At 71.0% G+C, this 22,586-nt stretch carries 18 protein-coding genes; 13 read left to right on the top strand and 5 right to left on the bottom strand.

What is annotated here, in order from left to right; genetic code table 11:
* Nucleotides 1-3: 3 nt before the first annotated feature.
* On the bottom strand, nt 4-2,769 hold the full coding sequence (locus ACZ7MG_RS09960) for a helix-turn-helix transcriptional regulator (RefSeq protein ID WP_471385151.1): 2,766 nt from the start codon (nt 2,767-2,769) through the stop codon (nt 4-6).
* Nucleotides 2,770-3,083: 314 nt separating this feature from the next.
* Between ACZ7MG_RS09960 and ACZ7MG_RS09955 the strand changes: the two genes are divergently transcribed.
* Together ACZ7MG_RS09955 and ACZ7MG_RS09950 are read left to right on the top strand one after the other, a co-directional pair.
* Nucleotides 3,084-3,863 carry a hypothetical protein gene (locus ACZ7MG_RS09955; RefSeq protein WP_471385153.1) on the top strand — a complete coding sequence of 260 codons (780 nt, stop codon included), beginning with the start codon at nt 3,084-3,086 and terminating at the stop codon, nt 3,861-3,863.
* Nucleotides 3,864-4,071: 208 nt separating this feature from the next.
* Nucleotides 4,072-5,295, top strand: a complete 1,224-nt coding sequence (locus ACZ7MG_RS09950) for an RNA-guided endonuclease InsQ/TnpB family protein (protein ID WP_471385155.1) — start codon at nt 4,072-4,074, stop codon at nt 5,293-5,295.
* Between the two features lie 376 nt (nt 5,296-5,671).
* Here ACZ7MG_RS09950 and ACZ7MG_RS09945 read toward each other — a convergent pair whose 3' ends face one another.
* On the bottom strand, nt 5,672-5,875 hold the full coding sequence (locus ACZ7MG_RS09945; protein ID WP_003992177.1) for a cold-shock protein: 204 nt from the start codon (nt 5,873-5,875) through the stop codon (nt 5,672-5,674).
* A gap of 380 nt (nt 5,876-6,255) precedes the next feature.
* Here ACZ7MG_RS09945 and ACZ7MG_RS09940 point away from each other — a divergent pair, with 380 nt between their 5' ends.
* The 5 genes from ACZ7MG_RS09940 (at nt 6,256) to ACZ7MG_RS09920 (ending at nt 11,767) form a co-directional block, all read left to right on the top strand.
* Nucleotides 6,256-7,101, top strand: coding sequence for a menaquinone biosynthetic enzyme MqnA/MqnD family protein (locus ACZ7MG_RS09940; RefSeq protein WP_471385156.1), 846 nt, complete (start codon nt 6,256-6,258; stop codon nt 7,099-7,101).
* Between the two features lie 245 nt (nt 7,102-7,346).
* Nucleotides 7,347-9,056, top strand: coding sequence for a serine/threonine-protein kinase (locus ACZ7MG_RS09935; RefSeq protein ID WP_471385158.1), 1,710 nt, complete (start codon nt 7,347-7,349; stop codon nt 9,054-9,056).
* Nucleotides 9,057-9,225: 169 nt separating this feature from the next.
* Nucleotides 9,226-9,978, top strand: a complete 753-nt coding sequence (locus ACZ7MG_RS09930; protein ID WP_471385160.1) for a prepilin peptidase — start codon at nt 9,226-9,228, stop codon at nt 9,976-9,978.
* 114 nt (nt 9,979-10,092) lie between these two features.
* Entirely contained in the window at nt 10,093-11,307 is a 1,215-nt protein-coding gene (gene mqnC, locus ACZ7MG_RS09925; protein WP_471385161.1) for a cyclic dehypoxanthinyl futalosine synthase, read from the top strand.
* A 7-nt stretch (nt 11,308-11,314) separates the two neighbouring features.
* Nucleotides 11,315-11,767: an imidazolonepropionase-like domain-containing protein gene (locus ACZ7MG_RS09920; RefSeq protein ID WP_471385163.1), complete on the top strand. Its 453-nt coding sequence runs from the start codon at nt 11,315-11,317 to the stop codon at nt 11,765-11,767.
* A 71-nt stretch (nt 11,768-11,838) separates the two neighbouring features.
* Here the strand turns inward: ACZ7MG_RS09920 and ACZ7MG_RS09915 are convergent, their stop codons facing one another.
* On the bottom strand, nt 11,839-12,891 hold the full coding sequence (locus tag ACZ7MG_RS09915) for a chitinase (RefSeq protein ID WP_471385165.1): 1,053 nt from the start codon (nt 12,889-12,891) through the stop codon (nt 11,839-11,841).
* Between the two features lie 293 nt (nt 12,892-13,184).
* Here ACZ7MG_RS09915 and ACZ7MG_RS09910 point away from each other — a divergent pair, with 293 nt between their 5' ends.
* The 5 genes from ACZ7MG_RS09910 (at nt 13,185) to ACZ7MG_RS09890 (ending at nt 19,971) form a co-directional block, all read left to right on the top strand.
* Entirely contained in the window at nt 13,185-13,640 is a 456-nt protein-coding gene (locus ACZ7MG_RS09910) for a hypothetical protein (protein ID WP_471385167.1), read from the top strand.
* A 17-nt stretch (nt 13,641-13,657) separates the two neighbouring features.
* Complete coding sequence (locus ACZ7MG_RS09905; protein WP_471385168.1) at nt 13,658-15,979, top strand: bifunctional polysaccharide deacetylase/glycosyltransferase family 2 protein; 2,322 nt, start codon at nt 13,658-13,660, stop codon at nt 15,977-15,979.
* Entirely contained in the window at nt 15,979-17,109 is a 1,131-nt protein-coding gene (locus ACZ7MG_RS09900; RefSeq protein WP_471385170.1) for an acyltransferase family protein, read from the top strand. Before ACZ7MG_RS09905 ends, ACZ7MG_RS09900 begins: the two co-directional genes overlap by 1 nt.
* A gap of 55 nt (nt 17,110-17,164) precedes the next feature.
* Nucleotides 17,165-17,863 carry a demethylmenaquinone methyltransferase gene (locus ACZ7MG_RS09895; protein WP_471385172.1) on the top strand — a complete coding sequence of 233 codons (699 nt, stop codon included), beginning with the start codon at nt 17,165-17,167 and terminating at the stop codon, nt 17,861-17,863.
* 143 nt (nt 17,864-18,006) lie between these two features.
* Nucleotides 18,007-19,971 carry a zinc ribbon domain-containing protein gene (locus tag ACZ7MG_RS09890; protein WP_471946123.1) on the top strand — a complete coding sequence of 655 codons (1,965 nt, stop codon included), beginning with the start codon at nt 18,007-18,009 and terminating at the stop codon, nt 19,969-19,971.
* Nucleotides 19,972-19,993: 22 nt separating this feature from the next.
* Here ACZ7MG_RS09890 and ACZ7MG_RS09885 read toward each other — a convergent pair whose 3' ends face one another.
* Together ACZ7MG_RS09885 and ACZ7MG_RS09880 are read right to left on the bottom strand one after the other, a co-directional pair.
* Complete coding sequence (locus ACZ7MG_RS09885) at nt 19,994-20,317, bottom strand: PASTA domain-containing protein (RefSeq protein WP_086751790.1); 324 nt, start codon at nt 20,315-20,317, stop codon at nt 19,994-19,996.
* Nucleotides 20,318-20,445: 128 nt separating this feature from the next.
* Nucleotides 20,446-20,952 (bottom strand): GNAT family N-acetyltransferase, encoded by a 507-nt coding sequence (locus ACZ7MG_RS09880; protein WP_471385176.1) that lies wholly within the window; start codon nt 20,950-20,952, stop codon nt 20,446-20,448.
* A 146-nt stretch (nt 20,953-21,098) separates the two neighbouring features.
* On the opposite strand from ACZ7MG_RS09880, the gene ACZ7MG_RS09875 reads away from it, so the two are divergent.
* Nucleotides 21,099-22,391: a geranylgeranyl reductase family protein gene (locus ACZ7MG_RS09875; protein WP_471385178.1), complete on the top strand. Its 1,293-nt coding sequence runs from the start codon at nt 21,099-21,101 to the stop codon at nt 22,389-22,391.
* Nucleotides 22,392-22,586 lie beyond the last annotated feature (195 nt).

Raw genomic sequence — 22,586 nt, 5'->3', positions numbered from 1 at the left:
CCCTCAGTCCACCAGGTCCGCCGCCGTCAGCAACCGGGTCAGGTCCGTGCGGGAGCGGACGTGCAACTTGCGGTAGATCCGGGTGAGATGGGCCTCCACGGTCTTGCGGGAGACGAACAGGGAGGCCGCCGCCTCCGTGTTGTTGAGGCCGCGGGCGACGGCGCGGGAGACCTGGAACTCCTGGGGGGTCAGCTGGTTCAGGGCCGCGCCGCCCAGGCCGCCCGCGGTGGACCGGTCGGTGCCCGATATGCCCCCCGCCGCGGCGAGTTCGCTCGCCGCGCGGCGGGCCCAGGGGACCGCGCCGAGCCGTTCGAAGCAGGCCAGGGCGGAGGCGAGCGGTGCGCGCGCGGCCGCCGGGCGGCGGTGGCGGCGCACCACCTCCGCCTCGCACAGCAGCGTCCGGGCCCAGTCGAACGGCCCCGTCGTCCGCTGGTGGGCCTTCAGCGCCGCCCCGAAGTACGCCTCCGCCTCCTCCGGCGTCCCCGCCAGCAGCCCCCGCACCCGCGCCGCCGCGGCCTCCGCCGACGCGAGCCCCGTCTCCCGCGCCCGCTCCTCCAGCCAGGCCACCACCTCACCGGCCCGCGCCGCGTTCCCCGCGCGGACATGCGCCTCGGCCAGGTCCGCCGCGAAGGGGACCACCTCCGGATTGCCGATGCCCTGCTCCACGGCCAGTGACAACGTTTGCTCCAACTGGTCGGCGGCCGCGTCGTGATCACCGTGGGCGAGCGCCGACAGCCCCAGCACCGCCGTCATATGGAACTCCTGGCAGCCGATCCCGTACGCCCCGCACTCCCGCCGCGCCCGCGCCACATGCTCCTCGCACTCGACCCGCTCGCCGCGCAGCGCTTCGAGCCGGGCCAGGCAGTACAGGGCGTAACTCACGCAGGTCAGCTGCCCCAGCTCCTCCGCCCACCGCAACGCCTCCGTCAAGTCACCGCGCGCGGACGCCCATTGCCCGATCCGGGTCTCCAACTCGCCCCGTACGGCGAGGGTGAAGCCCAGGACCCCCACCGCACTGTGCCGCCGGGCCGACTCCACGGCCGTGTTGAGCAGCCGGCGCCCGTGCGCGAACTCTTCCACCCGGCTCCACGCCTGCCCGGCGATCGCGTAGACCTGCTGGTCACGGACGGGGTCGCCGCCGGCGCCGTGCCGGTCGGCCGCCTCCAGCATCGCGCGCCCCTCGGCCGTACGGCCGGACATCACGAGGGCGCCGCCGAGGAGGGTGAGGCTGTACCAGCGTTCCGGGCCGGACTCCGTGGCCAGGGCGAGGGACTCCTCGGCGACCTTGACCGCCGCCGGGACATGGCCGTCGAGCCGCGCCGCGGCCGTCGCCTCCGCGAGCAGCAGACAGGCCCGGGTGCGGTCGGTGTCGCGTACGGCCTCGGCGGCGTTCACCAGCAGCCCGTACGCCTGCGCGGTCTCGCCCTTCCACGTGTACATCCGGCCCAACAGGCCCTGGATCGCGGCGCGTACGGCCGGATCGGGGGTGATCCGCAGCGCCTCCTCGCACCACTGCGGGCCCGCCGGGGAACCGCTGAGCAGGGCGTCGGACGCGGCCTGGTGGAGACGGTCGGCGCGGGGCGCGGGGTCGGGGGTGAGTTCGGCGGCGCGCCGCCAGGCGAGGGCCGACTCGCCGAAGGCGCTGCGCCGCCGGGCCTCCCGCGCGGCCTCGGCGAGCGCCGCCGCGGCCTCCTCGTCGGGGCCGGGGGTCGCCGACGCCCGGTACCAGGCGTGCAGCGGGCCCGTGCTCACCTCGGCCAGCGCCTGGAACGCGGCGTAACGATGCGCCAGGGGAGCCCGGCCCAGCACCAGCGCCCGCAGCACCGGGTGGTGGAAGTCCAGCCCGTCCGCCGTGGCCGTGATCAGGCCGTCCTGCTCGGCGGGGGAGAGCGCGTCGAGGGACAGCCCGGCCGCCTCCAGCGCCTTGCGCAGCGGACCGGCCGCCCGCGAACGGCTGGCCGCCAGCACCACCAGCGCCCGGCGGGCGGGGTCCGGCAGCCCGTCGATCCGGGTCGCCCAGGCCCGCTCCAGATGGCTGCCGAGGGACGGCGGATCCAGCAACGGCCGCTCCCCGCGCGCCTGTTCGTCGGTGAGCCCGCCGGCGATCTCCCGCAGGGCGAGCGGATTGCCGCCGCTGATGCGGACGAGATCGGCGAGCACGTTGGGGGTGACCCGGCCGGCCGGCAGCGCGGGGTCGTCGAGCAGGGCGGCGCACTCCTCCGGCGTCAGCCCGCCCACCTGCACCGCCGGGATGCTGCGGCGGTCGCCCGACTCACCGTGGTCCTCGCGCGAGCCCAGGGCCAGCGCGACCCGCTCACTGGAGAGCCGGCGGGCGACGAAGAGCAGGACGCGCTGGGAGGAGGGGTCCACCCAGTGCAGATCGTCGACGAGGACGACCACCGGACGCTCGTCGCCGAGCGCCGCGAGGACATTGAGGGCGCCCATGCAGGCCGCGTACGGATTGCCCGGCGGGTCCGCCGGGTCCCCGCTCAGGGCGAGACACGACTCCAGGGCCGAACGCTGGACGCCGGGGAGTTCCCTGAAAAGGGACGAATGGGGCATCAGCAGGTCGCCCAGGGTGGCGAAGGGGAGCACGGTCTCGGTCTCGATGCCCCGGGCGCGCAGAACCGTGGCCGGGGCCGCGCCGGAGCGTCCGGCCGCCGCGCGCTCCGCCGCGTAGTCCAGCAGGGCGGTCTTCCCGATGCCGGGTTCGCCCCACAGCAACAACGCCGCCCCACCCGCCCCACCTGCCACGAGCAGGTCGTCCATCAGTCGGCGTTCCCGCTCCCGACCGACGAGTCCCCGTAACAATGCGCCACCCCCTGGTGCCCGCCTGTGCCCGGCCCCGCGCGTCCATCATGCCCCTAGGGGGTGTGCCCCGGGGAGATGTAGGGACTTCCCGGAAGCGACGGGGATCGCCCCCGGCCTTCAATGGTCTCGGAACAGCACGACGGGCACGACAGCACGAAGGGCACGACAGTACGACGGGGGATCGCACCACCGGCACGGGGGAATCGCACCATCAGGGAAAACCAAGGGGTACAGAGCACATGAACCAGGTCGCGGAACTAGGGGGACGGCCCATGCCGGCATCCGTGGGACGCGGGGATCTCGCCTCGGGATCCGACCGGCTGGACTCGGTCGAGATCAAGGTGACGTTCTCGGGTGCGGGCGCGGCCGCCGCGACTTGGGCGCTGGCGCCGGACACCGGGGGAGCCCGGCGCCGCGTCTACTTCTGTGAGGACCTCGCCCGCTCCACGGCGCCAGGACGACTGCCGCTTCTGGATGCGGGGCTGATCCTGCGCCTACGGGCGGGGAGCGGGCGAGGTGGGGCCGCGACAGCGGAACTGCGGCCCTGCCGCCGGTCCCGGCTCTCGGAACGTTGGCTGCGCTTCCGGGAGCAGGGACCGGACTCCTTCCACCTGGCGGGCGCCTGGTCGGGCGACCGCCGGGTGCTCTCCGCGACCCTGGTCTCCGACTGCGGGCGTACGGCCGTGGAGGCCGCCGCGACCGGTACCGAGCCGCTGGACCTGGTCTTCTCCGACAGCCAGCGCGCCTTTCTCGCCGACTGCGCCGACATCGACGTCGGCTTCGGTTCGCTCGACGTCCTCGGTCCCGTCGACACGGTCCGCTGGCGTGGCGTACGCCTCGACCATCACGAAGTGACCCTGGAGCACTGCACGTTGGCCGCCGACCGGCCCCTGGAGTGGCTGGAGGTCTCCAAACGGGTCGCCCCCGAGGGCGCGGAGGTCGTCCAGGCCTCCCTGACCGCGCTCCTCCGCGCGAAGGGGCTCGAACCGGACCTGGGGCGGGGGATCCGGTTGCGGCGGGTACTGGAGGAACTGGCGGCGAAGAGGACCTGAGACCGGCGGGTTCGGCCGCGGCCGCTGCCCGCTACCGGGACATCATTCGCAGTGCTCCGGCCTTCAGGCCGGGGGTGAAGCGAATCATGGCTGCGACGTGGAGCGTCGCGGTCTCCTTCCGGCTGAGCCGGACTCTGCTCGTGATGGTGACGGACCGTTCACATGTTCCCGGCGACGACGTGGGTTCGACGTGCCTAGTGTGATCGTCATGCAGCTCAGGTACGCCTACCGGTTGTACCCCGACGCCGCACAGCGGGCCGCGCTGGCTCGGGCGTTCGGGTGCGCACGCGTCGTGTTCAACGACGCCGTGCGTGCCCGCGAGGACGCCAGGAAGGCCGGGCAGCCGTTCCCGACTGCCGGGCACCTGTCCCGGCGGTTGATCACGGAGGCGAAACGGACGCGGGAGCGTTCCTGGCTGGGTGAGGTCTCCGCTGTCGTCCTCCAGCAGTCCCTGCGCGACGCCGAGACCGCGTACCGCAACTTCTTCGCCTCCCTCAAGGGCACCCGAAAGGGACCGAAGGCGGGCCTACCCCGGTTCAAGTCCCGCAAGGACGCCCGGCAGTCGATCCGGTTCACCGCCAACGCCCGCTGGAGCATCACTGACCACGGCCGGTTGAACCTGCCGAAGATCGGCGCGGTGAAGGTGAAATGGTCCCGCACTCTGCCCGCAGTCCCCACCTCCGTCACCGTCGTCAAGGACGCGGCGGGCAGATTCTTCGCCTCCTTCGTCATCGACACCGACCTGGCCGCCGACGCGGCACGGATGCCCGACACCGACCGCACCATCGGCATCGACCTCGGCCTGACCCACTTCGCTGTCCTCTCAGACGGCACGAAGATCGACTCCCCGCGCTTCCTGCGGCGCGCGGAGAAGAAACTCAGGAAGGCCCAGCGGGAGCTGTCGCGCAAGGAGAAGGGATCGAAGAACCGGGCCAAGGCCCGCTTGAAGGTCGCCCGCGCCCACGCCGAGGTTGCTGACGCGCGCCGTGAGTTCCACCACCAGCTCTCCACCAAGCTGATCTCCGAGAACCAAGTGATCGCCGTGGAGGACCTGTCGGTGAAGGCTCTGGCCCGCACGCGCCTGGCCAAGTCCGTGCACGACGCCGGATGGTCCTCGTTCCTCAGCATGCTGGCGTACAAAGCGGAACGGTACGGCCGTACCCTGGTGAAGATCGGCCGGTTCGAGCCGACCACCCAGACCTGCTCCGCCTGTGGCGTCAAGGACGGACCCAAACCCCTCGACGTCCGGGAATGGACATGTGGCGCCTGCGCCACGGTCCACGACCGGGACACCAACGCCGCACTCAACATCAAGACGGCCGCCGGACTGGCGGTATCGGCCTGCGGAGCGCCGGTAAGACCGGGAGCAGTCCCGGCACAGCGCGAAGAAACAGGAAGCCACGGATTCCCGACCGGAAGCCGTGCCGCGTAACGGCACAGCAACCAGTCGAGGAAGGCCAGAATCCACGCCCTTCAGGGCGAGGAGCATGTCAAACGGCGGTTCTGCTCTCCGCGAGCCCGCCGGGCGCGCGCCGCGACATCTACCGGACCCGGCTCGAACCGGGGTCCGTGCGGGAATCGGAGCCGCACATGGCGTTCCGGGGCGACGTACCGCACTCGTACGAGGCGCTGGCGCCCGGCACGACGTTCGTTCTGGTGATGCAGCACATCTGAACGCGGAGGATGTGGGTAGGGGCAGCGGCCGGGAGTGCGGGAAAAGGCAGGAGCCCCCGCGCCGCGAACGGCTGGGGGCTCCTTGGGTACTGCTCTCAGACGTCGTCAGAGGGGCATCCCTCGGATCGAACGGATCAGACGGGGGTGACGTTCTCCGCCTGCGGACCCTTCGGGCCCTGCGTCACGTCGAAGGAGACCTGCTGGTTCTCCTCCAGCGAACGGAAACCGCTCGCGTTGATGGCGGAGTAGTGGACGAAGACGTCCGGGCCGCCACCCTCCTGGGCGATGAAGCCAAAGCCCTTTTCGGCGTTGAACCACTTCACGGTTCCGGTAGCCATAAGCCCTCCTTGGGCCCAAAGGGTTGCCCTGCTCCAGAACCCTGCAAGTGTGAAAACAAGATGCCGCACAACTGCATACGTCTGAAAACGACGAGAGCCCGCGGTCACATGCTCCGCAGGCTCTGTACTGCAAGGGAAACCAAACTGCAACTTGCGGGCGAGCCTAGCACGCGGGCAGGGGAATGCAATAGAGGGCAAGATCACGTCACCCGGATGTTTGAGCGGCCCGGTTCGAGGGTTGACGTATCGCCTCTTCTGCACCACCGGCCCCACCGACGACACGCCGTGGAAAGCATTGACACGTGGTGCTCTTCTGGTTCGGCGGGCCGCACCCGGCCCCCGGAGCCCGCACCGTACCCCATGAGGGCTAGCCTCGCGATGTGGACAATTCTCGCAACCGGCCGCGCGTCGGCCACATCCAGTTCCTGAACTGCCTGCCTCTGTACTGGGGGCTCGCGAGAACGGGCACGCTCCTCGACTTCGAGCTGACCAAGGACACCCCGGAGAAGCTCAGCGAGCAGCTGGTGCGAGGGGATCTCGACATCGGGCCCATCACGCTCGTCGAGTTCCTGCGCAACGCGGACGACCTGGTCGCCTTCCCCGACATCGCGGTCGGCTGCGACGGGCCGGTGATGTCCTGCGTCATCGTCTCCCAGGTGCCCCTGGAACGCCTGGACGGCGCACGCGTCGCACTGGGCTCCACCTCGCGCACCTCCGTGCGCCTGGCGCAACTGCTCCTGGCGGAGAGCGTCGGCGTCCAGCCGTCGTACTACACCTGCCCGCCCGACCTCTCGCTGATGATGCAGGAGGCGGAGGCGGCGGTGCTCATCGGCGACGCGGCGCTGCGGGCCAACCTCCTCGACGGCCCGGCCTTCGGCCTGGAGGTCCATGACCTGGGCGCCATGTGGAAGGCGTGGACGGGGCTGCCGTTCGTCTTCGCGGTGTGGGCGGCGCGGCGGGACTACCTGGAGCGGGAGCCGGAGGTCACCCGCAAGGTGCACGAGGCGTTCCTCGCCTCCCGCGACCTGTCGCTGACCGAGGTGGACAAGGTCGCCGAGCAGGCGGCCCGCTGGGAGGCCTTCGACGAACGGGTCCTGGAGCGGTACTTCACCACCCTGGACTTCCGCTTCGGCGGCCCCCAGCTGAGCGCGGTCGCCGAGTTCGCCCGCCGGGTCGGCCCGACCACCGGATTTCCGGCGGACGTGAAGGTCGACCTGCTTTCCTGAACATTTCCCCGGGGAGCCGCGTCGAACTTCCCGGAATTTCATTTGACGCATTAGGCGTTCTGTGGGATTGGCTCAGGGTGACCCGCCGCGGACCGGCCGCCGACGTTCGCATTCCCATTCGGGCGTACGGCACTACGGCGTACGGCACTACGCTGCTGGGGAGTCGTGCGTCGGGGAGAGTTCGTGCGGTTGAGTCCGCACGGTTGAGTCCGCACGGGTGAGTTCGTTCGGGGGAGGTGTCGGCCATGCAACCGCTCGATGTCGGCGAGCCCACGGTCGTGGGGCCCTACCGGCTGCTCGGCCGGCTCGGGTCCGGCGGGATGGGCCGCGTCTATCTGGGGCGCAGCGCGGGCGGCCGGACCGTCGCCGTCAAGGTCGTGCACCCGCACTTCGCCCTGGACGAGGAGTTCCGCGCCCGCTTCCGGCGTGAGGTCGACGCGGCCCGCCGCGTGGGCGGTTCCTGGACGGCCCCCGTCCTGGACGCGGACCCGGAGGCGCCCGTCCCCTGGGTGGCGACGGGCTACGCGGCCGGTCCCTCGCTCGCCGCGGCGATCGCGGACGGCGGCCGGCTGCCTCCCCACTCGGTACGGGTCCTCGGCGCGGGACTCGCGGAAGCCCTCTCGGCGGTGCACGCGCTGGGCCTGGTCCACCGGGACGTGAAACCGTCGAACGTGCTGCTCACGGTCGACGGCCCCCTCCTCATCGACTTCGGCATCGCCCGCGCCACGGACGGCACGGCCTCCCTCACCTCGACCGGCGTCTCCATCGGCTCGCCCGGTTACATGTCCCCCGAGCAGATCCTCGGCAAGGGCATCACGGGCGCGGCGGACGTCTTCTCCCTCGGCGCGGTCCTCGCGTACGCCGCGACGGGGCGGTCCCCGTTCCCCGGCGACTCCTCCGCCTCCCTCCTCTACAAGGTCGTCCACGAACAGCCCGAGCTGGACGGCCTGGAGGGCGACCTCCGCGACCTGGCCGAGCACTGCCTCACCAAGGACCCCGCCGCGCGCCCGGCCCCCGACGAGATCGCCCGCACCCTGGCCCCCCAGGGCGCGGCCCGGCTGGTGGCGGCGGGCTGGCTGCCGGGTCCCCTGGTCGAACAGGTCGGCCGCAGCGCGGTGCAGCTGCTCAACCTGGAGGCGGCGGAGCAGGTCCCGTCCGGGCCGGTGGGGTTCAGCAGCCCGTCGGTGGGGGCGGGGGAGCCCGTGGTGGCCGCCGAAGTCCCGGCCGCGAGCGGGGTGTTCGGACCGCCCCCGGTGATGCCACCGCAGGCGGGGCCCATGACGCACGTACCGGAGCAGCGGGCCGAGGCGGCGCTGGCGGACACGGCACCACCGACGCCGGACTCCCCGGCGGGCAAGCTGTCCGTGAGCGTGGCCGCCAGCTCCACGACCGCCCCGAACGGACGCGGCCGACGCGTGAGTTGCTCGATCGCCCTGGCGGTCGCGGGAGCGTGCGCCATGGTGGGCGTCGGGCTCCTGTTCGGACTCGACACACTCCGGAGCGACAACGCCGACGGCGGCGAAGCGACCGGCAAGGCCCCGTCGGCGAGCAGCAGCGCGAGCGACGGGGTCCAGGACGCGGAGCCGGAGGACGGGGCGGGTGAACTCCCCGACAGATACCTCGGCACCTGGAAGGGCGACGGCTACGCCCTCGACGGCAACCTGCCCGCCGGCACCTTCACGGTCACCCTCGAACAGGGCGCCGTGGGCGACCGGTTGGGCACCTTCCGCTCCGTCGACCTCCTCGGCGGCGCCTGCGACGACACGTTCGTCCTCAAGGAGGTCACCGAGGACCACATCCTCGTCACCAGCATCGCCGACACGAAGAACAACCCCAAGACCTGCACCAGCAACACCCACGAGGTCACCCTCACCCCCGTCGGCTCCGAACTCCGATACACCGCCGACAACGCGGACGCGGGCGACCCGACGGCCCGCCTCGCCAAGGTGAAGTAGGGGACGGCGTCGTTCGTCCGCGGGTCCGGTGGGGCTTACCGAAAAGGCAGAAGCGCAGCCCCGCTTTTTCAGGGGAGCGGGGAACTGCGCGAGAAGCCCCGCCGGCGCGCAGTCGACAACCGACCGCAGGGGGTCGAAGGGGCGCAGCCCCTGGTCCTACTCTGACCACGTGGCCCCCGACCCCTGGCTGACCGCCCTCACCCTCGCCGCAGCCCTCTGGGGCGCAGCGATGGGCACCCTCCTCCCCCGCCCCGCCTACCGCTTCGCCGTATCCGAGGACCACCCCTGGCACCACACCTGCCCCGCAGGCCACCCCATCACCGGCACAGCCAACGGCTGGCTGGGCCCGGCCCGCTGCCGGAAAACCCCCACCTGCTCCTACGGCCCCCACACCCCGACCGTCGCCACCACCACCGCTCTCGTCTGCGCGGCCCTCGCCCTCGCCACCGGCACCCGCCCCGAACTCGCCGTCTGGCTGCTCCTCGCCCCCCTCGGCGTCCTCCTCACCCTGGTCGACCTCAGGGCACAACGCCTCCCCGACCCCCTGACCCTCCCCTTCGCCGGCCTGGCCCTCACCCTCCTGGGCGCGGTCGCGTTCGTACCCGAGCACGCGGGCCAGTGGCGCACCGCCCTGTACGGCGCACTCGCCCTCGGCGGCCTCTACTTCCTCTTCTTCCTGATCAGGCCCGTGGCCCTAGGCTTCGGCGACGTGAAACTGGCCCTCGGCCTCGGCGCCGTCCTCGGCTGGTACGGCTGGGGCGCCCTGTACCTCGGCACGTTCGCCGGCGCGCTCATCGGCAGCGCGTACACCCTGGTTCTGGCGGCCCGGGGCCGCGCCGTCCGCGGACAGCTGATCGCCCTGGGCCCGTTCATGATCGCCGGAGCCTTCACCGGACTGCTGCTGGAGGCGTACGCGGCCTGAGCCGGACCCCTGCCGACGGAGTTATCCACAGGCGGACGGGCTGACGTCGGGTGATCCGGGGTGCTGGCGTAGGCTGGGCTGGTCCGTTCAACCCTTACGAAAGGGACGCTCCCGGTGACCGAGAAGGCCGAGCTCACGTCTTTTGATGTCACAGCCGTTCTCGACCGTGCCGCAGAGGGTGGGCGGATCACTCCGGAGGAGGCGCTCGACCTCTACCGCGACGCCCCGCTGCACGCGCTCGGCTCCGCCGCCGACGCCGTCCGCAGGCGGCGGTACGCGGGCACGGAGCACATCGCGACGTACATCATCGAGCGGAACATCAACTACACGAACGTCTGCGTCACGGCGTGCAAGTTCTGCGCGTTCTACGCCCCGCCGAAGGCCAAGGACAAGGGCTGGACGCGCGACCTCGACGACATCCTGCGCCGCTGCGCGGAGACCGTCGAGCTGGGCGGTACGCAGATCATGTTCCAGGGCGGCCACCACCCGGACTTCGGCGTGGAGTACTACGAGACGCACTTCGCCGCCATCAAGAAGGCCTTCCCGCAGCTGGTCATCCACTCCCTCGGCGCGTCCGAGGTCGAGCACATGGCCCGGATCTCCAAGGTGGGCGTGGAGGAGGCGATCACCCGGATCCACGCGGCCGGCCTCGACTCCTTCGCCGGCGCCGGCGCGGAGCTGCTCCCCGCGCGCCCCCGCAAGGCCATCGCCCCGCTGAAGGAGAGCGGCGAGCGCTGGCTGGAGATCATGGAGATCGCGCACGGGCTGGGCGTCGAGTCCACCTCCACGATGCTCATGGGCACCGGCGAGACCAACGCCGAGCGCATCGAGCACCTGCGGATGATCCGTGACGTACAGGACCGGACGGGCGGCTTCCGGGCCTTCATCCCGTACACCTACCAGCCCGAGAACAACCACCTCAAGGGCCGTACGCAGGCCACGCTCTTCGAGTACCTGCGCATGATCGCCATCGCCCGGCTCTTCATGGACAACATCGCCCACATCCAGGGCTCCTGGCTCACCACCGGCAAGGAAGTCGGCCAACTCTCCCTGCACTACGGCGCGGACGACCTCGGCTCGATCATGCTGGAGGAGAACGTCGTCTCCAGCGCCGGCGCCAAGCACCGCTCCAACCGCCTGGAGATCATCGACCTGATCCGCAAGGCGGGCCGCGTCCCCGCCCAGCGGGCCACCACCTACGAGCACCTCGTCGTCCACGACGACCCGGCGAACGACCCCGTCGACGAGCGCGTCATGTCCCACATCTCGTCCACGGCCATCGAGGGCGGCACGGCCCACCCCGAACTGAAGCTGCTGAACGCCAACTAGGGCTTCTGTGCTGACGATTCACGCCGCCGACGAGCTGCGGTACGGCTGGGGCGACGACGCGGAGCGGCTGAAGGACGGCGCCGTCGCGGTGGACGGCGCCCGCGTGGTGGGCCTGGGGACGCTGGCCGAGGTCCGGGAGCGCTTCCCGAACGCCCGGGTGCGGCACTGGCCCGGAGTCCTGGGCCCCGGCCGCGTGCACGACGCCCCCCTCCCGGACGCCCCCTCACCCCGCGAACGCGTCCACGCCGTACTGAAGTCGGGTGCGGTCGCGATCCTGGAGCAGCACGCGAACACCCCGGAACTCCGCTCGGCAGCGGAGCGGAATCATGTGGCGGTACTGCCACACCCCCGGCCCACAGCGATCACCGAGCAGGGCCGCGCGGACCTGGCCGCCTTCGACGACTCCGGCACCTGCGTCGCCACAGTGTGCGCCGGGCGCCTGGTCCACCGCCGCCGTTGACTAGGGGCGCGGGGAACTGCGCGATCAGCCACACACAACCCGCAGTCCGCCGCCGACAGAACCACCCCCTCTCATCCCGAGAACGCCTCCCCGAACGCCCCGTCCTCCTGATCGACCCCACTGCAGTCGACCAACTCGTCACTCGCCCCGTCCCCACACTCCTGATCCCGGAACGTCGCCCACATGGACACCCACCCCACCCCCTTCTCCTCGGCGAACTCCCGCACCTGCGCCGCGTCCTGAAGCGTGAACGTCTCGTTGTCCACGTCGTTGACACCCAGCATCGAGGTCAACGCCAACGCCCCCCACGCCGTCGACTCACTCGTGCCGAAGACGTCCATCAGCTGCTCGTGCGTCGCCTCGGCCGCCTCCTCCGCGTAGTCGCCCATGTCACCGTCGTACGAACTGGCGTAGTTCATGGTCATGATGTTGACCGTGGTGACCTGGACGGCCTTGTCGTTGGCCGAGTCGAGGAGGGCCACGCCGTCGTCGTCGAGGCCGGACGGCATGACGGGGAGGGTGAAGGAGACGGAGAGGTCGGGGCGGTCCTTCTGGAGGAGTGCGATCGCCTCGGAGCGCAGGGCGACGGAGTCGGAGTCCTTGAGCGCGTCGCCCTCGACGTCGAAGTCGGCCGCGGTCGAGCCGGCCGCGTCGAGCGCCGCTCCGTACGCCTCGGCGAGTGCGGACGCGCTGTCGCAGGCCTGGGCCAGCTCCGTGCCCGAGGCGCCGCCGAAGGAGACCCGTACCGACGCCCCCGAGTCGGTGAGCGCCGAGATCCGGGACTTCACCGCCGAGTCGTCGATCGCCTCCGTGCCGTTCCACGCGGGTGTGCACGCGTCGCCGTCACCCTCGGCGATCACGAACGCCAGGTTGTACGCGGCGGCCGACCCGGCGGCGTCTAGGTCGGAGGCGTCGGTGGCGTTGACGTACGGCGCGTAGACCGTGGTTGTCTTCGCCTCCTCCGCCGGCGACTCCTCGGCGGCCGACGGCGCTCCGGCCGAACTCGCCGAACTCGCAGAACTGCCGGGCGTGGACGCGGACTCATCGCTCTTCGTGGTGCAGCCCGCGCAGGCCAGGGCCACCAGACATATCAGTCCGACGGCCGGTTTCAGGGAATTCCTCACGGTACTCACGATGGAAATGAATCACACCTGGCTGTGCTTCATGTGTGCTTCTTCAAGATTGCAGATCCGAAGGACGGCCGAGGGCGGGCACAGAACGGCGACCGGCAAAGGGTTCGCAAGTCGGGCAAACGCTCCCTTCCGGGTGGGGTGTATCCCCACAAAGGCAAAGAGTCGCGGATTCGCAGTCGTTCATGGATTCTCTAAGGAAACGGACAGGTTAAGGAGTTTCTCATGGGAGTCTCACAAGAGAAGCTGGGAATTGGCCCAATAAAGCCCGCCTAATATCCGGGGATATGCAATCCGAGTCCGCCAACGAAAACTTCACCCCCGAGGCCGTGTACGAGATCACCTCGGCACCGGCCCGCGGCAGCCGCCGTAAGAAGGGCAAGCAGGGCAAGGGGCCGGCCGAGGACGGCCCCGTCTTCGTCGACAACTCCGGGCGCCGCGCCAGACTGCTGCGCCGCTGCGGCATGCTGCTGGGGGTCGTCTGTCTCGGTTACGCCGTCGTACTCGGCATGGCGTTCATGGGCTGGGGCATCTCCGCGTCCCCGACCGAACTGTTCCCCTTCGGCGGAGGCGGCGGCCAGGCCGGCGCACCCGGCCAGGGCCGCGGTGGCAACGGCCCGCAGCCCCAGGGCGGAGTCGCCCCCGAGGGCATCCCCTCGGGCGCCCCCAGCGGCGCCCCCGGCGGCGGCGCGCCCTCCGGCGCCCCCACCGCCGTACCGTCCCCGTCCGCGTCCGCCAACTGACGGGAGCGCACCACCCCATGAGCACCACGACTCCCGCGCGCCGCGGCCGCCGACGCGCCCCCTCCAAGCTGCAACGCGCCACCGGCAAGGCCGCCGCCCTGCAGAAACCCCGGGTCATCCTCGCCCTGCTGCTACTGCTCGGGCTGACCAGCGTGATGCTGCTCGACGGCTATCTGCGCGCCGAGGTCGGCGGCGATCAGCGTGTCCGTACCGGGGCCAGCTCCAGCGACGTACCCGACGACATCCTCGACGGCGGGCCCATCCTGACCTTCCGCGGCGGTGAGGCGCAGACGCAGTCCGTGCCGGACAAGACCATCGCGCTCACCTTCGACGACGGCCCGAACCCGACCTGGACCCCGGAGATCCTCGACGTCCTCAAGGAGTACGACGTCCCCGCGACCTTCTTCGTGGTCGGCTCGATGGTGTCGCGCTACCCGGCCATCGTCGAGGACATGGTCGAGGACGGGCACGAGATCGGCATCCACACCTTCACGCACGTCGACCTGTCGTACCAGAGCGACGCCCGGATCACCCGGGAGATGACCCAGACGCAGCTCGCCCTCGCGGGCGCGGCCGGCATCACGACCACACTCTTCCGCGCCCCGTACTCCTCCGAGACGGACGCCATCGACAACTACAGCTGGCCCGTCTACCAGAAGCTCGGCGAGGAGGGCTACACCAGCGTCTTCGTCGACACCGACAGCGACGACTGGAAGCGGCCCGGCGTCAAGAAGATCATCAAGTGGGCCACGCCGGAGGACGGCGAGGGTGCCTCCGTGCTCATGCACGACTCGGGCGGCGACCGCTCCCAGACGGTCAAGGCGCTCGGCACGTACATCGAGAAGATGAAGGCCAAGGGCTACACCTTCACCACCGTCAGCGGCGCGCTGCAGAAGGACGACGCCGGGAGCGGCCAGAGTGGCCAGAGCGGCCAGGGCGAGCAGCAGAACGGCCAGCAGGCCGGTCAGCAGGCGGGGGGTGCCCCCGGTGGTCCCGAGGCCAACGGGCAGGGCACGCCCGGTACTTCGAACGCGCAGGCCGCCCACCGCACCGCCACCGGGGCCACCCTCTACGAGGGTAAGGCGCTCGTCGCGGCCGTGTACGTCGCCGAGTACGCCGTACCGACCCTCTCGGTCGGCCTGATGGTCGTCGGTGTCGCGGTCATGGGCCGCTTCGGGATGATGCTGCTCCTCGCCCGGCGCCACTTCCGTGAGCGAAACAAACGCCGGTTCAGCTGGGGGCCACCGGTCACCGGCCCGGTGAGCGTGATCGTCCCGGCGTACAACGAGAAGGAGTGCATCGCCAACACCCTCGAATCGCTGGCGAGGAGCACCCATCCGATCGAGGTCATCGTCGTGGACGACGGCTCGACGGACGGCACCTCGGAGATCGCGCGCGCGGCGGCCGACCAGCTCGGCATGCGCAACGTCCGGGTCATCCGCCAGGAGAACGCCGGCAAGCCCGCCGCCCTCAACAACGGTGTGCGCAGCGCCAGTTACGACATCGTCGTGATGATGGACGGCGACACGGTCTTCGAACCGGACACCGTCGGCAAGCTCGTCCAGCCCTTCGCCGACCCGAGCGTCGGCGCGGTCGCGGGCAACGCCAAGGTCGGCAACCGCGACACCGTGATCGGCGCCTGGCAGCACATCGAGTACGTGATGGGCTTCAACCTCGACCGCCGGATGTACGACCTGCTGCGCTGCATGCCCACCATCCCGGGCGCGATCGGCGCGTTCCGCCGGGACGCCGTGCTGGAGGTGGGCGGCATGAGCGAGGACACGCTCGCCGAGGACACCGATATCACCATCGCCATGCACCGCGCGGGCTGGCGGGTCGTCTACCAGGAGCACGCCCGCGCCTGGACCGAGGCGCCGGGCTCGCTGAAGCAGCTGTGGTCGCAGCGTTACCGCTGGTCGTACGGGACCATGCAGGCGCTCTGGAAGCACCGCAAGTCCCTGACGGACAGCGGCCCGTCCGGTCGCTTCGGCCGTGTCGGCATGCCGCTGGTCGTGATCTTCCAGATCGTCACGCCGGTCTTCGCCCCGCTGATCGACGTCTTCACCGTCTACGCGATGATCTTCGTCGACTTCCAGGCGTCCCTGCTGGCCTGGCTGGCCGTCCTCGGCGTCCAACTCGTCTGCGCGGCCTACGCCTTCAAGCTGGACAAGGAGAAGTACCGCTATCTGCTGATGCTCCCGCTCCAGCAGCTCGCCTACCGCCAGATGATGTACCTGGTCCTGATCCACTCCTGCGTCACCGCCCTGACCGGCGGCCGCCTGCGCTGGCAGAAGCTGAAGCGCACGGGCGAGGTCGGCACCCCGGCGGGGGCGAGCTGATGGGCTCGCACCGGAGAGGAGGTGCCCCCGCGATCGCTGTCGTGGCCGAGCCCGCCGTGGCACAGGTGCACGAAGACCCCGCCCCGCAGCCCCGCGGCACCGGGCGCGACCGCTACTTCGACACCCTCCGCGCCCTCGCTCTCGTCCGCGTCGTCACCTACCACACCTTCGGCTGGCCCTGGGCCGGCATGGTGTTCCCCTCCATGGGCATCATGTTCGCCCTCGCCGGCACCCTGATGGCGAAGTCCCTGGAACGCCCCGCCCCCAAGGTGATCAGGAGCCGCGTCCGCCGGCTCCTGCCCCCCTTCTGGTTCTGGGGCCTCTTCGTGGTCGTCGCCATGCTGATCCACGGCTGGATGCCCGGCTGGCAGATCGTCTTCTGGGTCGTCCCGCTGGGCGACCCCCCGGGCAACGCCTGGGGCGAACAGGCCTGGGAGATCCTCTGGTACCTGCGCACCTACCTCTGGTTCGTGCTTCTCTCCCCACCCCTGCTGAAGTTGTTCCGGCTGGCCCCGGTCCCGGTTCTCCTCCTGTCCCTCTCACCCATCGTGGTGTTCCACTTCCTCTGGGAGCCCCCGGACGACCGCTTCGGCAACGCCCTGACCGACCTGGCCACCTTCCTCTTCTGCTGGATCCTGGGCTTCGCCCACCGCGAGGGCGTCCTCGCCCGGCTGAAGCCGTTCGCGGTCACCGCCCTCTCCCTCGCGGCCCTCGGCCTCGGCGCCTGGTACGCCTTCACCCACCAGGAGGAGACCGGCTCGTACGACCTCGACGACATCCCCCTCGCCCAGGCGTTCTTCTCCGCCGGCTTCGTGACGCTGCTGCTCTACGCGAAGGCGTACTTCAAGGTCGACTTCGCCGGGCTGACCCGCTTCCGGCGGCTGGACCGGACCGTCACGATCTTCAACTCCCGCGCGGTGACGATCTACCTGTGGCACGAGATCGCCCTGATCCTCGCCGTCCCGCTGATCGACCGGTTCTGGAACGTCCCCGCGTTCGAGAAGTACCTCCCACTGGAGAGCCAGTGGTTCATGTTCGGCATCGGCTGGCTGCTGATCGGCGTCTTCGTGCTGCTCTGCGGCTGGGTGGAGGACGTGGCGGCGAAGAAGAAGCCGAGGCTGTTGCCGTGAGGCCTACGGGCCGGGCGCCGCGTGGGCGTCCGGCCCGTACTGCCACAATGGGCCCGTGACCCGCGCATCCCTGGACAAGCAGCCGCACGAAGTCGCCTCGATGTTCGACCGAGTGGCGAAACGGTACGACCTGACCAACGACGTGCTGTCCCTCGGACAGGACCGCCGCTGGCGCAAGGACGTCGCGAAGGCGGTGGACGCCCGGCCCGCGCAGAAGATCCTGGACCTCGCGGCCGGTACGGGCACCTCCTCGCTGCCCTTCGCGCAGACCGGCGCCTACGTCGTCCCCTGCGACTTCTCCCTCGGCATGCTCCGGGTCGGCAAGGACCGCCACTCCTGGCTGCCGTTCACCGCGGGCGACGCCACGAAGCTGCCGTTCAAGGACGACACCTTCGACGCGGTGACCATCTCCTTCGGCCTGCGGAACGTGCAGGACACCGACACCGCGCTGCGTGAGCTGTACCGGGTGACCAAGCCCGGCGGACGCGTCGTGATCTGCGAGTTCTCGCACCCGACGTGGGCGCCGTTCCGGACCGTCTACACCGAGTACCTGATGCGCGCGCTGCCGCCGGTCGCCCGCGCGGTGTCGTCCAACCCGGACGCGTACGTCTATCTCGCCGAGTCCATCCGCGCCTGGCCCGACCAGGCCGGCCTCGCCGAGCGCCTCCGGAAGGCCGGCTGGGACCAGGTCGCCTGGCGGAACCTCTCGGGCGGGATCGCCGCGCTGCACCGGGGGTTCAAGGCCCAGCCGTAGGCCCCAACTCGGCCCGCGGGGCGCTGATTTCACCCGTACGAAGGACGCCCGTCGGGTAATGGTGTTGACGGGAACCGGTCAACAGAAACTACCGTCCGTTGATACATCGGTACGCGCCGGTGATGTCATACGACGGGGGATCCATGACGGCCTACTGCCCGCACTGCGGAACACCAGGACCCGACGAGGCGCGCTTCTGCATGAAGTGCGGACGGGAACGCCCACCCGTCCCGCCGATCCCCTCGGCGGCTCCGCCGTCAGCTCCGCCCCAGCCGCCGCCCCCGTCCACGTCACCGGCCGCAGCAGCCTCATCGGTCCCGCCGGGCGCCCCGCCCCTCGGCCCGCCTCCGCCTCCTCCCGAATACGCCCCCGTCCCGGCCCGTCCCTCACCCGTCGGCGCCTTCCTCGGCCGGGCCTTCCGGGGTGACTGGGGCGGCTCCGCCCTGGCCGCGCTGTGGCCGGTCGGGCTGCTCTTCGTCTCCGCCCTCGCCCTCGCCCTCCCGTCGTACGGCCAGGGCGCCCAGGACGACGAGGACTTCGTGGGCTTCGCCGACCGGCTGGGCCTCGCCCTCGCCGGCCTCCTCCAAGGCCTCGGCGGCGGCTTCACCGTCTCCGAGGCCGGTGACGGCGACTACACGAGCGAGTACCAGTCCGCCGAGGGCGCCGCCACCCTCACCCTGGTCCCGCTCACGGTGACCCTGCTGTTCATCGGGGCGCTCTGGATCGGCGTACGGCAGCTCCGGACGCGCCTGGTGGCACGGGGGGCGTATGGCGGTGGTGCGTACGGCGGGGGTACGTATTCCGGGGGCGCGTACGCCGGGGTGCCGGGCGGCACGTACGCCGGTACCGGGGGGTGGCCGGGCGCGGGCCCCGGCGGGAGCCGTACTGCCGGGCTCGAAGCGGCCGTGCGGGTCACGCTGCTGGTGACGGCCGCCGTACTGCTGCTCGGGCTGTTCGCCCAGCCCGAGATCGCGCTCGCGGAGGCCTCGACCTCCCCTTGGCGCGCGGGCCTCGGCGCACTGCTGCTCACCGCCGCCGTCTCGGTCGGTCTGCTGCAGCGCGACGACCTGGCCGCCTGGCTGGCCGTCCGCACTGGGCCCCGGGCCCTGTTCCGGGCGACCGGAACAGCCGTACGGGCCATGGCGATCGTCCTCGCCCTCTGCTCGCTCGTCACCTTCGTCGTCCTCGCCGCGAACGACGACTGGCAGTCCGAGTGGGAGGAGGACCTCAACCCGCTCCTCCTCGTGCTGCTCGTCCTGCCCAATCTCGCCGTCCACCTCCTCGGCCTCTCCTGGGGCGCGTCCATCACCGGCGAGGCGGGCCGCACCCGGTACGGCGACGACACGTCGTTCGGCAGCGACTCGTCCGGCGACTACGGGCTCGTCGAGTCCGCCCCGTACGGCGGCTACGAGCGCGAGTCGTTCGGGCTCTCGGAGCTGGGCGACGCCGTCAACTCCTGGGCCGTCGTGGGCGCGTTGGCGCTCGGCGCGGTCTGCGCCCTGATCCTCGGTGTCCTCGCGGCCCGCCGCTCCTCGGGCCGTGGCGAGCAACTCCTCGCCGCCGGTGTCTTCTTCGGCCTCTTCCTCCTCCTCGCCGGCGTCAGCGGCTTCGGCATGGAGGTCTCCGGCTCCGCCACGACCGACTTCAGCAGCGAGTTCTCGGCCGCGGGCCAGGTGGACGCCGGCCTCGACCTCCCCGAGGTGCTCCTCTTCGGTCTCCTGTGGATCTTCGGCGCGGCCTTCCTCGCGCCCTACCTGATCCAGCTGACCGGAGGACGTACGACGGTGATCGCCCCGCCGGTTCCCCCGACCCCGACGCCGACGCCGACGCCGACGCCGACGCCGACGCCGACGCCGACGCCGACGCCGACGCCGACGCCGATGCCGACGCCGATGTCGATGCCCACGCCGACGTCGGCCCCGGCCCCAGCCCCGGTCCAGCCCCCGGCCCCGTACGAGCCTCCGCTCGTGCAACTGGGCCACCATCAGGCGCCGTTCGCCGAACCCGCTCAGCCCCGCAGCCGCACCCTCGTCTGGACCCTCACCATCGTGGCGGCCTTCGTGATCGGCGGGGGAGGGGCGGCGGCGATCCTGCTCTGGCAGAAGTAGCCGGACCCGGACAGGGTTCGCGTCACCGGAGCACCGCGAACGGATCGCCCGGCTCGTCCAGTGCCCTCCGCAGCCCGGGCGGAGGGCCACCGTGGCGGGGCTCCCGCACGCCCCCGCCGTCGTCACCCGACTCGAACCACACGGTGACGGCGGCCCCGCGCGGCACCTTCACCCCTGGTGGCGGGTACTGCCGTACGACGTAGTCCACCACGGCCAGTTGGAGGTCGGGCCGGTCGGGTGCGACGAGGGTGACCCCGTCCGCCTCGGCCGTCTCGCGCGCGTCCACGGCCATCAGGCCGACGAACCGCGGCACACGCACTTCGAATGACTTGGGTGTTATGCGCACAGATGTTCACCCCCAGCGGTACCGGCAGGGTAACCGCCGAGCGCCCCCGGCCGGAAGCTCTGCGTGGCAATCTGCGCCAAATCGCTACTGTGGGTGACGAGTTGCCGAAATCTCGAACATCCAACCCCCTACAGGGTCAGCCGGTAGCAGTGCCCGAGCTGTTGCGTGGCGGGTGTCGTGTACGTCTCCGCCAGTTCCATGCCCAGCCGTCGGGTCACGGCGATGGACCGTTCGTTGCGGGCGTTGACCATCGCGACGACGCTGCCGACGCCCGCCTTCCGGACCCGCTCCAGGGTCTGGGTCGCGGCGGCGGTCACATATCCCTTGCCCCAGTGGGTCCGTGAGAGCCGCCAGCCGATCTCGATCTCGCCGGTCGGCCCCCATTCCCGGGGCCACGGCTGGGCGCCGGTGAAACCGATGGCCCGGCCCTCCTCGTCGAGCATGGTCCACAGACAGAAGCCGTGCTCGGCGTCGTGGCGGCGCTGGCGCGCGGTGAGCTCCTCGTAGACGGACAGCTCGGCGGGGCGGCCGCCATGGAACTCCATGACGTCGGGATCGTCGAAGATCCGGTGCCAGGCGAAGGCGTCCTCGTCGGTGGGGACACGCAGCCGTACGTCGGGCAGAGCTCTGTTCACAGGGGCAGCCCTTCAGCCGATGATCGGTACCGCTGAATAGACTGCCCATGTCCGACGCCTGTCGGCACATGTTTTCTGGCCGTCCGGCTCGCCGGACCGCCAGCAGGCTTTGCTCCGAACCCTCTACTTCTTGGGGAGAACCCGTCGTGACCGAGCCCCAGCCCCTTACCGAACACACCGCCGATGTGATCGTCGTCGGGGCCGGACCAGCCGGTTCCACCACCGCGTACTACCTGGCCAAGGCCGGACTGGACGTCCTGCTCCTGGAGAAGACCAGCTTCCCGAGGGAGAAGGTCTGCGGCGACGGCCTCACGCCCCGCGCCACCAAACAGCTGGTCGCGATGGGCATCGACATCTCCGAGGAGGCCGGCTGGCTCCGCAACAAGGGGCTGCGGATCATCGGCGGCGGCGTCCGCCTCCAGCTCGACTGGCCGGATCTCGCCGCCTATCCGAACTACGGACTCGTCCGCAAGCGCGACGACTTCGACGAGCAGCTCGCCCGCCAGGCCCAGAAGGCGGGCGCCCGGCTGTACGAGCGCTGCAACGTGGGCGCGCCGATCATCGACGACCGCACCGGCCGGATCACCGGCGTGCACGCCAAGCTCGGCGAGGAGAAGCGGGAAGTCACCTTCCACGCCCCGCTGGTGGTGGCGGCCGACGGCAACTCCACCCGGCTCTCCCTCGCGATGGGCCTGCACCGCCGCGAGGACCGCCCGATGGGCGTCGCGGTCCGTACGTACTTCACCTCCCCGCGCCACGACGACGACTACCTGGAGTCCTGGCTGGAACTGTGGGACAAGCGCGGCCCCGGCGAGGACCGTCTGCTCCCCGGCTACGGCTGGATCTTCGGCATGGGCGACGGCACGTCCAACGTCGGTCTGGGCGTCCTCAACACCTCCGCCTCCTTCAAGGAGCTGGACTGGCGCGACGTCCTGAAGGCCTGGTGCGCGTCCATGCCGGAGGAGTGGGGCTACACCCCCGAGAACATGACCGGGCCGATCCGCGGCGCCGCCCTCCCGATGGCGTTCAACCGCCAACCCCACTACACCAAGGGCCTGCTGCTGGTCGGCGACGCCGGCGGCATGGTGAACCCCTTCAACGGCGAGGGCATCGCCTACGCCATGGAGTCCGGGCAGATCGCCGCCGACGTCATCGTCCAGGCCCACGCCCGCGCCACCCCCGGGCAGCGCGAACTCGCCCTCCAGCGCTACCCGCAGGTCCTCAAGGACACCTTCGGCGGCTACTACACGATGGGCCGCGCCTTCGTGAAGCTCATCGGCAACCCGAAGATCATGAAGCTGGCGACGCAGCGGGGTCTGACCCACCCGATGCTGATGAAGTTCACGCTGAAGATGCTGGCCAACCTCACCGACCCGACCGGCGGCGACGCGATGGACCGGATCATCAACGGCCTGAGCAAGGTGGCACCGAAGGCGTGACGCCCGGGGGCGTATGACCCTTATGGCGGCGTTCGGCCGGCCACGGAGCGCTCCGTGGCCGGCCGAACCGCTGTACGCCCCTGAGAGCCCCGCCGCCGTCCCGGAGTGCGGAACACCTTGGGTGCGGGACGACAGGCGCTCTGTGGGGCGCCTGTGGCCTTTCCGCGGGCAGCCCGAGGGCCGCTGTCCCCCTAC

This window comes from Streptomyces sp. NPDC107538 (genome assembly GCF_055657445.1).
This window is presented reverse-complemented; position numbering and strand designations above follow the sequence as displayed.